This window comes from Dialister sp., assembly GCF_051885895.1.
Taxonomy (GTDB): Bacteria; Bacillota; Negativicutes; order Veillonellales; family Dialisteraceae; genus Dialister.
The window spans coordinates 14,088-28,644 of record NZ_JBJEXP010000097.1; the positions used below are offsets into that span (position 1 = coordinate 14,088).

The following is a 14,557-nucleotide window of genomic DNA, read 5'->3' on the forward strand; positions in this document are numbered from 1 at the left end:
TTTTCCATCCTTGCAAGGAGATTAATGATGAAATGCCCTTATTGCAGCAGCCCTGATACAAAGGTCACGGATTCCAGAGATACCGATGACGGTGCTTCGATCCGCCGGCGCCGCCAGTGCCTGTCCTGCGGAAGACGGTTTACCACCTATGAGACGGTGGAGCAGCTTCCCATCCGTGTGATTAAGAAAAACGGAAACCGGGAGCTTTTTGACCGGAACAAGCTACGCAGCGGACTGATCCGTGCCTGCGAAAAACGGAATATTACCTCTGCCCAGATTGAAGATATTGTGAACCGGGTAGAAAAGAAAATCCGGAATGATCTGCGGTCGGAGGTTTCCTCCGAGGAAATCGGCAATCTGGTAATGAGTGAACTGAAGAATCTGGACCAGGTGGCTTATGTGCGTTTTGCTTCCGTGTACAGAGAATTCAAGGATATCGGAAGTTTTATGAGCGAACTGGAAGCATTAATGAAAAATCACAAGGACAGGTATCCTGCCCCTTCAGAAAAGGACGAAAATCATGAACATTGAATCCATATCTTCTATTTTTGATGCCCATGAAAAAGTACTGCAGAAGAGCAGAACTCTCTTTCCGGACATCCTTGCCATGGCAGAAATCTGCCGGAAAGCCTTGGCGGAAGGGCATAAAATCATGATCTGCGGCAACGGCGGCAGTGCGGCCGATGCGCAGCATATTGCGGCGGAATTCGTAGGCCGTTTCCACAATGAAAGGATTTCCCTTCCTTCCATTGCCCTCACAACCGATACATCCATCCTCACTGCCGTAGCCAATGACTACAGCTATGACCGTGTGTTCGCCAGACAGGTGGAGGGACTGGGCCGTCCGGGCGATGTGCTCTGGGGAATTTCCACCAGCGGCGGCAGCCGGAATGTGAATGAAGCCCTCAGGACAGCGCGGGCCATGGGAATCGTCACCATCGGCTCCACCGGAAAAACCGGCGGGGAAATGGTGTCTCTCTGTGACCGGGTCATGGTGGTGCCGGACGATGTGACTGCCCGCATTCAGGAAATTCATATGCTTGCAGCTCATATTATCTGTGAGCTCATTGACAACCTGGACTGGAACAAATGAAAAAGAAGGCTGTTTTTTTTGACCGGGACGGCGTTCTGAATGAAGACGACGGATATGTCCACTCCATGAAGGATCTCCGCTGGGTGCCGGGCGCCAGAGAAGCCGCTGCCCGCCTCACAAAGGAAGGCTGGCTCCTTTTCGTGGTGACGAACCAGAGCGGAGTGGCCAGGGGCTACTATACGGAAGAGGACGTGATCCGGCTTCATGAGGCCATGAACCGGGAAATCGAATCCTACGGGGGAGAGATTACGGAATTTTTCTACTGTCCCCATCTTCCCGGCGCTCCCATTCCCCGGTATGATCGGGTATGCAGCTGCAGAAAACCGGCGCCCGGCATGATTCTGAAAGCTTTGTCCAAGTACGGCCTGGATCCGAAGCGCTGCTTTCTCTTTGGCGACGGACAGAGGGACATCGAAGCGGCAGAGCGGGCCGGCATTCGTGGATTTCTCTTTCCCGGCGGCAATCTGGATGCCTTTATTCAAAAAACGCTGCCTGATATAAAGGACTACCATGAAAAAGAACTATAAAAATATTCTGATTATTAAAATGAGCTCTCTGGGCGATATCATACACGCTCTGCCATCTCTTTATGTGCTCAGGAAAACCTATCCCGAAGCGAAAATCACCTGGGCCGTGCATCCCGCCTTTGCAGGAATCCTTCCCGGAAAGCCATGGATCGATGAGATCTATCTGGTGGACAGGAAGAGAATCAAGCAGATTTCCTATCTGAAGGAGGTCCACAGGGATCTGAAGGCCCGGCATTTTGATCTGGTCATTGACCTGCAGATGATTGCCAAGAGCGGCATCATATCGTTCCTTTCCGGCTGCAGTGAAAGAATCGGATACCAGGACGCGCGGGAGGGGAGCTTTCTGGCCAGCCATCCCATCAGCGGTCCCCATAAAAAGGGGCATATTATTGAACAGCTCCTGGACGTCATGCGCTACCTGGGCTGTGAAGTCACGGATATTGAATTTCCTCTTCACGACTATTCACAGGAACTGGTCGAAGTGAAAAAAATGCTGACGGAAGAGGGAATTGACGGACCCTATGTGGTGCTGGTGCCCGGAACAAGAGGAGAAGCCAAGAAATGGCCCATTCCCTCCTGGGGCCGTCTGGCGGCAGCTCTTTCGGAGCATCATATTTACCAGGTCATTTCCGGGACGGCTTCGGAAACGGATATGGGAAAAGCCATTCAGGAGCTTTCTCCCTCTTCCTATACGGTGAATCTGATGGGGAAGACCAGCCTTCTTCAGCTGGCAGCTCTGGAACGGATGGCATCCCTCCACATTTCCAGTGATACGGGCCCTCTCCATATTGCCAATGCGGTACACACGCCCATGATTGCCCTTTTCGGGCCGACCCTTCCCGATCGAAGCGGTCCCTACGGCAATCCGGACAGCGTGGTCCTTTTAGCCGATCATCCGGGGACAAAAGAATGCCGTATGGATACCATCCCTGTGGAAAAAGTGCTGTCACAGGCTTTAGATATATTGGAATCAGACATAGAGGATCATCATGGAACATATTACCAGTCGGAACAACCGGTGGATTAAATGCGCCCTGCGGCTGAAGCAGAAAAAATGGCGGGATAAGGAAGGCCTCTTTCTGCTGGAAGGCTTCCGCGGAGTGGAGGACGTTCTTGAGCAGAAGGTGGAAGACTGCGTATGCATCATAGAAGAAGACCGCCTTTCTGACAAATCCACGGAAAAGATCATCCATGGGGGAAAAGAGCTTCACTGGCTTTTCCTTCTGGTGGACCGGGACATGATGAAGCTTATTTCCGGCACGGAGCACGGCCAGGGCATTCTCCTCATCTGTCATAAAAATCAGCGGGATCCTTCTTCGCTTCTGCAGGAGCTGCATGGATTTTATGTGATCCTTGATTCTGTTCAGGATCCCGGCAACATGGGAACCATCCTTAGGACCTGCGCCGCAGCAGGGGTGAAGGGACTGATTCTGACCGAGGGCTGTACGGATATTTATGCGGAAAAGGTTGTCCGCAGCTCCATGGGAAGTATCCTGCGTCTTCCCCTGTATGAACATGTGGATATTTCCTTCCTGCAGGCCATGAAAGAGCGGTGCGGGCTTCCTTTTTACGGAACGGCGCTCAGAAATGCAAGGCCCTATAAGGAAATCGGACCGGTAAAGGAAGGCGTGTTTGTTTTCGGCAATGAAGGCAGCGGCATACGGGAAGAAATCCTTTCCATGACCGATGAGAATCTTTATATTCCTCTTCCCGGCCACGTGGAATCCCTGAATGTGTCAATCGCTGCTGCGGTGATTTTATTTCATTTTATCAATCCTTAAGAAAAATAAGAAAGTTTTGTCAATCAACTGCTGTAAAATCCTGCGGAAGGAATCTTCTGATTTCCTGATCTGCTGTTTCTGAAATCATTTTTCTTTCCGGTATGAGGTAATCATGGTAAAAAAATTAATTGTGAATGCCGACGATTTCGGTATTCATCCTGCTGTCAACCGTGCGGTGGAAAAGGCCTTTGCAGCTGGAATCCTGACCAGCACCTCTCTGATGGCCGGCGGGGCCGCTTTTGATGAAGCGGTCCGTATGGCCCGGTCCATGGAGGGCATCGGGATTGGAATCCACCTGACCCTGGTGGGCGGTCTTCCCACCGTCCTTCCGCCTGAAGAGGTACCCACTCTGACCTGGGAGGGGGGACACCTCTGCAGCGATTACGGAGAATTGATTAAGCGGGATATGAAGGGGCGTATCCGCATGGAAGACGTCTATCGGGAGTGGGACGCCCAGATTCGGAAAATTTTAGACACCGGACTTCCGGTCACCCATATTGACGGCCATCAGCATATGCATATGTGGAACCATTTTTTCCCCATTACTCTGACGCTGGCCAGAAAATACCATATTCCCTGCATGCGTGTGCCTGATGAGAAGCTGCTTTTCGGTTTTTCACTCTCTCCGAAGGGCGCTTTCCGGTTTGCAGCGAAAAACGGGCTTTCCCTCATGGCCAGAGGCCACAGGAAAGCTCTGAAAAAGGCGGGGATCCGGACCAATGATCATTTCTGGGGCATGATGTACGGCGGTCATTTTTATGAAAACCGCATGCTGTCTGTGGTGGACCGCATGGAGGACGGAGTATCGGAAATCATGTGTCATCCGTCGGCCGATGCGTCTGCCATGGAAAGAACCTTTCACTGGGGCTATGAAGGGGAAGAAGAATTAAAGAGTCTGACGTCTCCTGCTGTGCGGGAACGTCTGAAAGCGAGAAATATCCGGCTGATTTCCTACAGGGATGTAGTGAAAGGCTGATTGTATTTTTGACACTTCTCTTTCTTTATTTTTTAAATTTGTAAATTCCGGTTTGAGGAGTGGCTTATATGAAGAAGGAACAGAAACAGTTTTACCTGGTGGATTTTGCAATTCTGCCGGAAGCAATCAAAAAAACAATCCGTGTTAAGGAATTATTAAAAAACGGTTCATCCGGATCCATAAATGACGCTGTCCATAAAGTCAACATGAGCCGGAGTGCCTATTATAAATATAAAGACCATGTAGCATCCACAGATGATGACAAAGAGGACCGAATTGTAGTATTATTTATTATCATGCAGAATGATATGGCGGTGTTCGGACGCATTCTCCGGCGCATAGCAAAAGAAAAGCATGAAATCCTGTCTATCAACCGGTCAAAGATATCAGACCAGCTGTATTCCTCGGTGATTGCCATAAAAACGGAGGAATCGGCGGATCATCTGGAGACCCTGTATGAAACCCTGAAAGATATGAAAGGAATCCAGTCGTTGACCATGAAATTAGGAGGAGAATTTAAATGAAAAATATTAATGTAGCACTCCTTGGGTTTGGTACCGTAGGCAGCGGTGTGGCTGAAACGATTAAAAAGAACAGCCGGATTATGGAGGACTCCATCGGCTGCCATTTCACCATCAGCCATGTCCTTGTCCGTCATCCCGATAAATACAGGGACATGGAACTTCTGAAGGGCATTCATCTGACCTCTTCCTTTGAAGATATTATTTCCGATGATTCTGTGGATATTATGATTGAAGTGATGGGGGGCATCCATCCGGCGAAAGAATACATTTTCGAAGCCCTGAATCATCATATCAATGTGGTCAGCGCCAACAAGGATCTGGTGGCTCTTTTCGGACCGGAAATCATGCATACCGCCATGGAAAACCATGTCAATTTCAGCTGTGAAGCCAGTGTGGGCGGCGGCATTCCTATTTTAAGACCGCTTCATGATTCCCTGGCGGCCAATGAAATCGAAAGTATTGTGGGCATTGTCAATGGTACAACCAACTTCATCCTTTCCAACATGGACGAAGCCAAAGTCAGCTACGGAGATGCCCTGCGGGTAGCACAGAAAAAGGGATATGCCGAAGCGGATCCCACCAACGACGTGGCCGGCTATGATGCCGCCAGAAAACTGGCCATACTGGCCTCCATCGGTTTCCATGCCAATGTGACCTTTGACGATGTGCTGGTGGAAGGCATTGAAAAAATTTCCCAGAACGATGTGCAGTATGCCAGCGAAATGGGATATACCATCAAGCTGCTGGCCGTGGCTCTTCGCCAGGAGAACGGCATTGCGCTGAATGTATATCCTGCCTTTGTTCCCAGAAGCCATCCGCTGGCTTCCGTCAAAGGGGCCTACAATGCCATTTACGTAACCGGCAATATTGTGGACGATGTCATGTTCTACGGCAGGGGCGCCGGCTCTCTTCCCACCGCCAGTGCGGTGATGGGGGATGTAATCAGCACGGCCAAGCACATTATGAACCACTCCACCGGTACGGGCATGATGCTTACGGAAACCAAGCGCATTCCTTTCTATTCATCCCTTAAACTGAAAAATTCCTACTATTTCCGCCTGATTGTAGACGATGTGACCGGCGTACTTTCCCAGATCGCTTCTGCCTATGCGGATAATGATATCAGCATCAAGGAACTGGTGCAGAAGAGCCGCATTGAAGATGCCGCCGAACTGATGATTATTACGGAACCGGCACCCCGGGAAAATATCATTCATGTAGAAAAGGCGCTCCAGGTTCTTCCCTGCATGCGTCAGGTGGCCAATATCGTGAGGGTTATGGAAGATGACAGAAAATAAGACATACATCGTACGGGTGCCTGCCACCACCGCCAATATCGGAAGCGGTTTCGATACGCTGGGCATGTCTCTGGGACTCTACAATGTGGTGCAGTTCGTTCCGGTAGAGGGAAGAGCCCTCGTAGATACGGAAATCGCCGCAGAAGGCGAGGGCGCCGGGCAGATCAGCACAGGCCTTGACAATATGATCATCCGGGCCATGAATGAAACGGCACAGAAAGCGGGAAAAACAGTGCTCGGCGGGAAAATGTACCTCATCAACCGCATTCCCTTTGCCCGCGGACTGGGTTCCTCTTCCGCCGCCATTGCTTCCGGCGTATTCCTGGCCAATATGCTCATGGGAGAGCCCTTCAACAGGAAAGAAATACTGGATATTACCGCTGCCATGGAAGGACATCCGGATAATGCCGCTCCTGCCATTCTGGGCGGCTTCTGCATGGCCCTTTTGAAAGACGGAAAGGTAACAGCGGAACGCATTGATATTCCCTCCCACTGGAAGGCCGTAGTAACCATTCCCGATTTCGAACTCCATACGGAAAAGGCCAGAGCCGTGCTTCCCGATTCCTATCCGAGAAGCGACGCGGTCCATAATATCGGCGCCGTATCCTTCCTCATGGCTGCCTTCATGTACCAGAAACCGGAATACCTGAAACTGGGACTGGATGACGTGATCCATGTGCCCTACCGCCTGGGACTCATTCCGGGAGCCTCCGACGTCATTCGCAATGCGGAAAGGGCAGGTGCCTTCGGCGCCACCATTTCAGGATCAGGCCCCACCATTATTGCCTTTGCACCGGCTGATCTGGCGGAGAAGGTGGGAATTGCCATGGTGAATGGCTTTGCCGCCTCCCGCATGACATCGAGATACCTGGTTCTTGATTTTGACCATAACGGCATTATGTCCGTCTGATCGTACGGCGGAAAGAATACGGATTCTACCAAAAAGGCCCCGACGGGCCTTTTTCTTTTTCCTCTTCGGCGGCGCCTGCCACTGCCGGAAGGATTTTTTCTTCCGCTTCATATTGACGGACGAGATTTAAGTAGGTATACTTATACAGGTATTATCTAAATGATGCAGAGATTGAAGAAATAAGGAGTCAGCTGGATGAATTTCGAACTCATTGAACATGCTTTGCCTATGCTGCTCGTTGGGGCGGGGGTAACCATTGAAATTACCGCTGTCAGCGTAGCCATAGGGTTTTTAATTGGTCTTTTTGTGGGGATTGCCCGGATCTGCCAGATTAAAATCCTGCGGATTCTGGCTACCATCTATGCGGACTGCATCCGCGGTACACCGCTTCTGGTACAGATTTTCCTGATTTATTTTGCCCTTCCTATCGTCACCGGACACAGGGTGGAACCCTTTGCTGCTGCAGTAGCTGCCTGCGGCATCAACAGCGGTGCCTATGTATCTGAAATTTTCAGAGCAGGCATCCAGGCCATTGATGTGGGACAGATGGAAGCCGGCCGTTCCCTGGGACTGACCTGGTGGCAGACCATGTACTACGTTATTCTTCCGCAGGCTGTCCGCAATATTCTGCCTCCTCTGGGCAATGAATTTATTGCCATGCTGAAGGATTCCTCCCTGGTATCTGTCATCGGCTTTGAAGAACTGACCAGAAGGGGACAGCTGATCATAGCGCAGACCTATGGTTCCTTTGAAATCTGGACTACAGTGGCAGTGCTTTATCTGATTATGACTCTGGCAATTTCTCGTGTGGTAGCATGGCTGGAAAAGAGATAATTATGGCGGATAAGAAATATTTAATCGAAATCAATCATGTAGGTAAGAAATTCGGAGACCTCACGGTTTTAAAGGATATCAGTGTCAAAGTAAAAGAAAAAGAAGTGGTAGTGATTATCGGACCATCCGGTTCCGGCAAGAGTACCCTTCTCCGCTGCATCAACGGACTGGAAACCCCTACGGCGGGCACCGTGTTTTTTGACGGCATGCCCGTGAACGGGGAAAAGAATATCAATGAGGTCAGAAGAGAAATAGGCATGGTATTCCAGCGCTTCAACCTGTTTCCTCATATGTCGGTTATCCAGAACCTCATGCTGGCACCTATGAAAGTTCGTAAAATCAGCAAAAAGGAAGCCTATGACCGGGGCATGCTCCTGCTCAAGAAGGTCGGACTGGAAGACAAGGCAGACTACAAGCCCGCCCAGCTTTCCGGTGGACAGCAGCAGCGTGTGGCCATCGCCAGGGCACTGGCTATGAAACCGAAGGCCCTTCTTTTTGATGAACCTACCTCCGCCCTGGATCCGGAAATGGTTCATGAAGTCCTTGACGTCATGAAGGAAGTGGCGGAAGAAGGCATGACCATGGTGGTTGTCACTCATGAAATGGGATTTGCCCGGGAAGTGGGAAACCGGGTGCTCTTTATCGACGGCGGCGTCATTGTAGAACAGGGCACGCCGGATGAAGTATTCAATCATACCAAAGAAGAACGCACCAAGCTGTTCCTGTCCCAGGTCCTCTGAGTAGCGGATCAGTGACAGAAGGGACAGGCCCTTGCCCTTTGGACAGCTTCTCCCTCTGCTGAACGTATATTTATGCAGGAAAAGTAACTTTCCCTGTAAAACGGGAGAGCCAAAACAATCCCAATTTCAGTATAGTTTTCTATATTTCGGTTGACGGAATTAATGTTTTATGTTATTGTAAATCTATGCCCAATCAGGGCGTGGTAGTAATTTTTTTAGGAGGAATTTCCATGAAAGGTACAGTTAAGTGGTTCAGTGCAGAAAAAGGCTACGGCTTTATTGAAAGAGAAGAAGGCGGCGATGTTTTCGTTCATTTCTCCGCTATTCAGGCTGACGGCTTCAAGACACTGAATGAAGGCCAGAAGGTTGATTTTGATATCATTGATGGTGCAAGAGGACCTCAGGCTGCTAACGTTAAAGTTGAAGGCTGATCACTTACTGAAGCTATATAGCGTAAGTTTCTGAATCTGAAAAAAGGGTAAAGCAGAGGCTTTATCCTTTTTTCATTGCATAAAACAGGAGTCCCTGTCTGATGGACCGGCGCTTCTATCCATGCGGAAAAAATCAACAGAAGACTGGACAGCGATTTAATCAGTGCTTCCCTAAGTCTTTTTCTTTTAAATTTCATGATTTCTATCGTTCCAATAGACTAATAAAAGTTTTTAATGATAGCTAATTTATATAGTCAAAAATGATTGATTATTATGTAAGATATAGTATAATAAATATAGAAGGATAAGCATCCTGGCTTATTCAAGAAAGGGGGATTTCATTATGGAATTAACTGTAAGAGGAAAAAATCTGGAAATTACTGACGCACTGCATTCCTATGTAGAAAAACACACAGGCAAGATTCAGAGATATTTTGACAAACCCATTAAAATTAATGTTCTGCTCCGCATTTCTAATATGACCAAAACCTGTGAAGTCACCGTTTTCGTAGACGGTGTCATTCTCAGAGGCGTTGAAAAATCCGATGATATGTATAAATCCATTGATCTGGTATTTGACAAGGTGGAACGTCAGATTCACAAATATAAAACCCGCCTGGCAAAACGGTTCAAGGAACGCAATACACTGAGTCATCAGTTTGTCATGGAAAAGGAACCTTCCGCTGCACCGGATACTGAGTTTGAAATTGTAAAAACCAAGCATTTCAATATCAGCCCCATGTCCCCGGAAGAAGCAGTTCTCCAGATGAACCTTCTGGGTCACAGCTTCTTTATGTTCTTCAATTCCGAAACAGAAGCCATGGCTGTGGTCTATCGCAGGGATGACGGAAAATACGGACTGATTGACGCAAACAAATAAGCCAATTTCATGAAATTTCACGAAAAAGAGCGGAATTTTCCGCTCTTTTTTTGACTATACAGCCTCAGTTTGATAAAATAAACAAGATGTGTGATGCATTGGAATTTGTGAAATGGAATACTGAATTTTATAAGGAGTTGTTTCCATGTTTGATAAGTTTTTTGACAGGCTGTTTAACGGATCCAATGAAAAAGAAGTCAAGAAGATCCGCAAGATTGTAGAACAGCAGATCAATCCTTTGGAAGATGGGCTGAAGAAGCTGAGCGATTCTTCACTGGCCAACAAGACCAATGAATTCAAGGCACGTCTGGCCAAGGGAGAAACACTGGACGATATTCTTCCGGAAGCATTTGCCGTTGTCCGTGAAGCTTCCCGCCGTGTACTGGGCATGCGCCATTTCGATGTGCAGCTCATCGGCGGTATCGTTCTTCACAGAGGCAACATTGCTGAAATGTGCACCGGCGAAGGTAAAACCCTTGTGGCTACGGCACCGGTATATCTCAATGCACTGGAAGGCAAAGGGGTTCATGTCATTACGGTCAACGACTACCTGGCCAAGCGCGACAGCGAATGGATGGGACAGGTCTATAAATTCCTGGGTCTTTCTGTAGGCCTTATCGTTCATGACCTTGATTTCCAGCAGAGAAAAATCGCCTATAATTCAGATATTACCTACGGTACCAATAATGAATTCGGTTTTGACTACCTCCGCGACAACATGGTAACCTCCCTGGACCAGATGGTACAGCGTCCGCTTCATTACTGCCTCATCGATGAAGTCGACTCCATCCTCATTGATGAAGCCCGTACGCCGCTGATTATTTCCGGCCCGGGACAGAAATCCACGGATAATTACTACCTCATGGCCAAACTGGTGCCGAACCTGAAGAAGGATGAAGATTACACCATTGACGAGAAGCAGAAGACGGTAGCGCCTACAGAAGCAGGCGTAGCCAAGATGGAAAAAATGCTTCACGTAGATAATCTGTACGATGCGGAGAACCTGGAACTGAACCATCTCTTTGTACAGGCCCTTCGCGCACAGACCATGATGCAGAGGGATAAAGACTATGTGGTTAAAGATGGCGAAGTTGTCATTGTAGATGAATTTACGGGCCGTCTTATGTATGGCCGCCGCTATTCCGACGGTCTCCATCAGGCCATTGAAGCCAAGGAAGGGCTGGAGGTTCAGCGTGAAAGCCAGACCCTGGCAACCATTACCTTCCAGAACTACTTCAGAATGTACGATAAGCTGGCCGGCATGACCGGTACAGCCAAGACGGAAGAGCAGGAATTCATCAAGATTTACGGCCTTCCGGTTATCCAGATTCCTACCAATAAGCCCATCCTCCGTAAGGACCTGCCGGATGTGGTATTTAAGACCAAGAGAGGAAAGTACAGAGCTGTCGTTAAGGAAGTACAGCGCCGTCATGCAACCGGCCAGCCTATGCTGATCGGTACCACCTCTATCGAACAGTCGGAAGAACTGTCCCGCATGCTTGATGCAGCCAAGATTCCGCATTCCGTGCTGAATGCGAAATACCATGAAAAAGAAGCTGCCATCGTTGCATTAGCCGGACAGAAGGGCGCCGTCACCATTGCCACCAACATGGCAGGCCGCGGCACCGATATCCAGCTGGGCGAAGGGGTAGCAGAACTGGGCGGACTTGCCATTATCGGTACGGAAAGACATGAAAGCCGCCGTATTGATAACCAGCTCCGCGGCCGTGCAGGCCGTCAGGGCGATCCCGGTTCCAGCCAGTTCTTCCTTTCCCTGGAAGATGATCTGCTCCGTATTTTCGGCGGCGACAACATCAAGAAGTTCATGGAAAAAATGGGCCTTGATGAAGATGAACCCATCAACAGCCGCATGGTATCCAATGCCATCCAGAAAGCGCAGAAACGGGTAGAAGCCAGAAACTTTGATATCCGTAAATACGTACTTGAATATGATGATGTCATGAACCAGCAGAGAAAAGTGGTCTATGAACAGCGCCGCAGGATCCTCGAAGGGGAAAACATGAAGGACCAGGTGCTTCGCATGGTGGACACCATTATCGAAAAGGGAATGCAGACCTATGCGGATCCGAAGCTTTATCCGGAAGAATGGGATTTTGCAGGTCTTCTGAAATACAGCGAAAAATATTTCCTGGCTCCCGGTGAAATCAAGCTGGAAGAAATCGAAGACATGAGCAGGGAAGAGGTAGAAGACAAACTCAAGACTGTGGCTCATGAAACCTATGAATCCAGAGAAAAGTCCATCGGCTCTTCCATGATGAGAGAACTGGAAAAGGCAGTCATGCTGAAGGTGGTAGACTCCAAATGGATGGAACACCTGGATGACATGGATATGCTGAAGGAAGGCATCGGCCTTCGTTCCTACGGACAGCGAAACCCCATTGTGGAATACAAGGTAGAAGCCTATGATATTTTTGAAGAAATGCAGCAGGCTATGATTGAGACCATTGTTCTTTATCTCTACCATATCCAGATCCGCTTTACTACAGATCCGGAAGCACCGCAGCAGACAGCAGAAGCACCGCAGGCGGAAGATCATCTCAAGGGAGCTACCGCTCACTATGTAGATGAAAACCCGTCCAATGATTAATTCATAGTTCAATGAAGAACCGGAGGCTTTCAGCCTCCCGGTTTCTTTCACTATATTTTCTATAAGAAAAAGTAAACAGGAAAGCGAGATGATTATCCAGATGCTGGAAGATTTGAAAAAAACTTTAACAGAACTGCTGAATCACGAAAAAGAAATAAGGGATTCACTTTGACTTACCTCAGCTGAAAGAACGGATTAGAAGCTACGATGTGCAGATGAGCGATCCTTCCTTCTGGGACGACGCAGAAAAAGCCCGCCGGATTTCCCAGGAAGCTACGGAAGCCAAGGATGCCTATGAAACCTATACAAAGCTCTTTGAAAGGGCAGAGGGATTAAAAGACATTCTGGATCTGGCCATTGAGGAAGACGATCAGTCCATGGAACCGGAAATTTCCAAGGAACTGAACGAAGTGAAAGAAATCATGGATAAGAAGGAAATTGAACTCCTTCTTTCCGGAAAATATGATGAAAATAATGCCATCCTTACCTTCCATGCCGGTGCAGGCGGTACGGAAGCCCAGGACTGGACGGAAATGCTGATCCGCATGTACATGAAATGGGCAGAGGCGGAAGGCTTCCAGCTGGAAGAGCTGAATATGCTCCCCGGCGATGAAGCAGGCATTAAGAGTGCTGAATATATGGTGAAGGGCAAGTATGCCTACGGGTTCCTGAAATCGGAAAAGGGCGTACACCGCCTGGTCCGTATTTCCCCCTTTGATGCTGCCAAACGCCGCCACACCTCTTTTTCTGCGGTAGATGTCATGCCTGAAATTGATGATGATGTACAGGTAGATCTCAACATGGACGATGTGAGAGTGGATTACTACCGTTCCAGCGGTGCCGGCGGACAGCATATCAATAAAACCAGTTCCGCAGTCCGTATGACCCATATTCCTACAGGCATTGTGGCAGCCTGCCAGAACGAACGCTCCCAGTTCCAGAACAAGGAACAGTGCCTCCGGCTCCTTCGTGCCAAGCTTTATGAATATGAAATGAAGAAGCATGAACAGGAAGTGAGTGCGCTGGAAGGGGATCAGCAGGCCATTGAATGGGGCAGCCAGATCCGTTCCTACGTATTCCAGCCTTATACCCTGGTAAAGGATAACCGTACAGGTGTAGAAACAGGCAATATCCAGGGCGTCATGGACGGGGATATTGATCCCTTTATCGAAGGCTTCCTGAAGATGAATAAATTTAAAGCTAAAGCAAAAGCGTAAATCAAAGGATGGATAGAATGAGGGGCATACAAAGCAGCGCCTGTAAGGTGCTGGCAGTCCTGATCTTCATCGGCGTGATCGCTGCAGGGATGATTTCCCTGCAGCGGAGCCATGTAGAGTCATCTGCCACTGCCGTTGAAAATGTATATGATTACTATAATATTATTGACAGCGCATCAGTCGAAAAAAAGTCGGCGGATGAGCTGTTTTCGCTGTACAAAAAAAGCGGTGTCACATCTCTGGCCGTTTATGACGAGACTCCGGAAAAACTGGTAAACCATGATTTTCTCCGCATCTACAGAGGCAGTGAATTTGCATTCAGAAATCCCGGCGTTTCCGGTATTTCCGATTCCAAAATCTATATCCAGCCGGTGCTGACAGAAAAGGGAGATTCCTATTTCAAGGAAACAAAGGAATACCTTTCCCTTCTCATGAATAAGGAAGATGTTCATTCCTTTGATGTGAACGGTGTGGAAACGCTGGAAGTGAATGCGGTATATAACAAATTCATGCAGATGGAACTTGGCATTTATGCGGAAACAGTGAAAGACGCTGCTTCCCATGGATTCTATGTAGTCCTCCGCCCGGGCAATGAAGCCCATGTCACCAGAGACTATGTGGATCTGTTCCTGAAAAAGCTGGATGCTTCGCCAAAGGTCAGTGCCATCATTTTCCAGGGCAAAGAAGTGCTCGGATATAAGGACTATGTGAAATACCTTTCCGATGAACTGAACCGCC

16 protein-coding genes are annotated in these 14,557 nt (G+C 48.6%); all 16 read left to right on the top strand.

What is annotated here, in order from left to right; genetic code table 11:
• The first annotated feature begins 27 nt into the window (after positions 1 to 27).
• Complete coding sequence (nrdR, locus tag ACI4N7_RS08410) at positions 28 to 531, top strand: transcriptional regulator NrdR (protein WP_439732912.1); 504 nt, start codon at positions 28 to 30, stop codon at positions 529 to 531.
• Entirely contained in the window at positions 521 to 1,093 is a 573-nt protein-coding gene (locus ACI4N7_RS08415; RefSeq protein ID WP_439732913.1) for a D-sedoheptulose 7-phosphate isomerase, read from the top strand. Before nrdR ends, ACI4N7_RS08415 begins: the two co-directional genes overlap by 11 nt.
• Positions 1,090 to 1,620, top strand: coding sequence for a D-glycero-alpha-D-manno-heptose-1,7-bisphosphate 7-phosphatase (locus ACI4N7_RS08420; protein ID WP_439732914.1), 531 nt, complete (start codon positions 1,090 to 1,092; stop codon positions 1,618 to 1,620). Before ACI4N7_RS08415 ends, ACI4N7_RS08420 begins: the two co-directional genes overlap by 4 nt.
• Complete coding sequence (locus ACI4N7_RS08425; protein WP_439732915.1) at positions 1,604 to 2,647, top strand: glycosyltransferase family 9 protein; 1,044 nt, start codon at positions 1,604 to 1,606, stop codon at positions 2,645 to 2,647. Before ACI4N7_RS08420 ends, ACI4N7_RS08425 begins: the two co-directional genes overlap by 17 nt.
• On the top strand, positions 2,610 to 3,401 hold the full coding sequence (locus ACI4N7_RS08430) for a TrmH family RNA methyltransferase (protein ID WP_439732916.1): 792 nt from the start codon (positions 2,610 to 2,612) through the stop codon (positions 3,399 to 3,401). Before ACI4N7_RS08425 ends, ACI4N7_RS08430 begins: the two co-directional genes overlap by 38 nt.
• Positions 3,402 to 3,513: 112 nt before the next feature.
• The gene (gene hpnK / locus ACI4N7_RS08435) at positions 3,514 to 4,377 is read left to right on the top strand and encodes a hopanoid biosynthesis-associated protein HpnK (protein ID WP_439732917.1); all 864 of its coding nucleotides are present in this window, start codon (positions 3,514 to 3,516) and stop codon (positions 4,375 to 4,377) included.
• 68 nt (positions 4,378 to 4,445) lie between these two features.
• Positions 4,446 to 4,901: an amino acid-binding protein gene (locus tag ACI4N7_RS08440; protein WP_439732918.1), complete on the top strand. Its 456-nt coding sequence runs from the start codon at positions 4,446 to 4,448 to the stop codon at positions 4,899 to 4,901.
• Positions 4,898 to 6,199, top strand: a complete 1,302-nt coding sequence (locus ACI4N7_RS08445; RefSeq protein WP_439732919.1) for a homoserine dehydrogenase — start codon at positions 4,898 to 4,900, stop codon at positions 6,197 to 6,199. The genes ACI4N7_RS08440 and ACI4N7_RS08445 overlap by 4 nt, the downstream gene beginning before the upstream one ends.
• Positions 6,186 to 7,109 carry a homoserine kinase gene (gene thrB / locus ACI4N7_RS08450; protein ID WP_439732920.1) on the top strand — a complete coding sequence of 308 codons (924 nt, stop codon included), beginning with the start codon at positions 6,186 to 6,188 and terminating at the stop codon, positions 7,107 to 7,109. The genes ACI4N7_RS08445 and thrB overlap by 14 nt, the downstream gene beginning before the upstream one ends.
• Positions 7,110 to 7,304: 195 nt before the next feature.
• On the top strand, positions 7,305 to 7,943 hold the full coding sequence (locus ACI4N7_RS08455) for an amino acid ABC transporter permease (protein WP_439732921.1): 639 nt from the start codon (positions 7,305 to 7,307) through the stop codon (positions 7,941 to 7,943).
• 2 nt (positions 7,944 to 7,945) lie between these two features.
• Positions 7,946 to 8,683, top strand: coding sequence for an amino acid ABC transporter ATP-binding protein (locus ACI4N7_RS08460; RefSeq protein WP_439732922.1), 738 nt, complete (start codon positions 7,946 to 7,948; stop codon positions 8,681 to 8,683).
• Between the two features lie 230 nt (positions 8,684 to 8,913).
• Complete coding sequence (locus ACI4N7_RS08465; RefSeq protein ID WP_438825752.1) at positions 8,914 to 9,114, top strand: cold shock domain-containing protein; 201 nt, start codon at positions 8,914 to 8,916, stop codon at positions 9,112 to 9,114.
• A gap of 343 nt (positions 9,115 to 9,457) precedes the next feature.
• A complete protein-coding gene (hpf, locus tag ACI4N7_RS08470) occupies positions 9,458 to 9,994 on the top strand; it encodes a ribosome hibernation-promoting factor, HPF/YfiA family (protein WP_439732923.1) in 537 nt (178 codons plus the stop codon).
• 145 nt (positions 9,995 to 10,139) lie between these two features.
• Positions 10,140 to 12,602, top strand: coding sequence for a preprotein translocase subunit SecA (gene secA, locus ACI4N7_RS08475; protein ID WP_439732924.1), 2,463 nt, complete (start codon positions 10,140 to 10,142; stop codon positions 12,600 to 12,602).
• Positions 12,603 to 12,702: 100 nt separating this feature from the next.
• Positions 12,703 to 13,819 (top strand): peptide chain release factor 2 gene (gene prfB / locus ACI4N7_RS08480; protein WP_439732926.1). Its coding sequence is split into 2 segments (ribosomal slippage): positions 12,703 to 12,771 and positions 12,773 to 13,819, totalling 1,116 coding nucleotides; the frame shifts between segments, so codons are not numbered across the junction.
• Between the two features lie 8 nt (positions 13,820 to 13,827).
• A partial coding sequence (locus ACI4N7_RS08485; protein ID WP_439732925.1) for a DUF5693 family protein occupies positions 13,828 to 14,557 on the top strand: 730 nt, incomplete at its 3' end.

Coding starts and splice junctions, on each gene's coding strand:
- nrdR (WP_439732912.1), top strand. CDS start 28: ATGAAATGCCCTTATTGCAGCAGCCCTGATACAAAGGTCACGGATTCC.
- ACI4N7_RS08415 (WP_439732913.1), top strand. CDS start 521: ATGAACATTGAATCCATATCTTCTATTTTTGATGCCCATGAAAAAGTA.
- ACI4N7_RS08420 (WP_439732914.1), top strand. CDS start 1,090: ATGAAAAAGAAGGCTGTTTTTTTTGACCGGGACGGCGTTCTGAATGAA.
- ACI4N7_RS08425 (WP_439732915.1), top strand. CDS start 1,604: ATGAAAAAGAACTATAAAAATATTCTGATTATTAAAATGAGCTCTCTG.
- ACI4N7_RS08430 (WP_439732916.1), top strand. CDS start 2,610: ATGGAACATATTACCAGTCGGAACAACCGGTGGATTAAATGCGCCCTG.
- hpnK (WP_439732917.1), top strand. CDS start 3,514: ATGGTAAAAAAATTAATTGTGAATGCCGACGATTTCGGTATTCATCCT.
- ACI4N7_RS08440 (WP_439732918.1), top strand. CDS start 4,446: ATGAAGAAGGAACAGAAACAGTTTTACCTGGTGGATTTTGCAATTCTG.
- ACI4N7_RS08445 (WP_439732919.1), top strand. CDS start 4,898: ATGAAAAATATTAATGTAGCACTCCTTGGGTTTGGTACCGTAGGCAGC.
- thrB (WP_439732920.1), top strand. CDS start 6,186: ATGACAGAAAATAAGACATACATCGTACGGGTGCCTGCCACCACCGCC.
- ACI4N7_RS08455 (WP_439732921.1), top strand. CDS start 7,305: ATGAATTTCGAACTCATTGAACATGCTTTGCCTATGCTGCTCGTTGGG.
- ACI4N7_RS08460 (WP_439732922.1), top strand. CDS start 7,946: ATGGCGGATAAGAAATATTTAATCGAAATCAATCATGTAGGTAAGAAA.
- ACI4N7_RS08465 (WP_438825752.1), top strand. CDS start 8,914: ATGAAAGGTACAGTTAAGTGGTTCAGTGCAGAAAAAGGCTACGGCTTT.
- hpf (WP_439732923.1), top strand. CDS start 9,458: ATGGAATTAACTGTAAGAGGAAAAAATCTGGAAATTACTGACGCACTG.
- secA (WP_439732924.1), top strand. CDS start 10,140: ATGTTTGATAAGTTTTTTGACAGGCTGTTTAACGGATCCAATGAAAAA.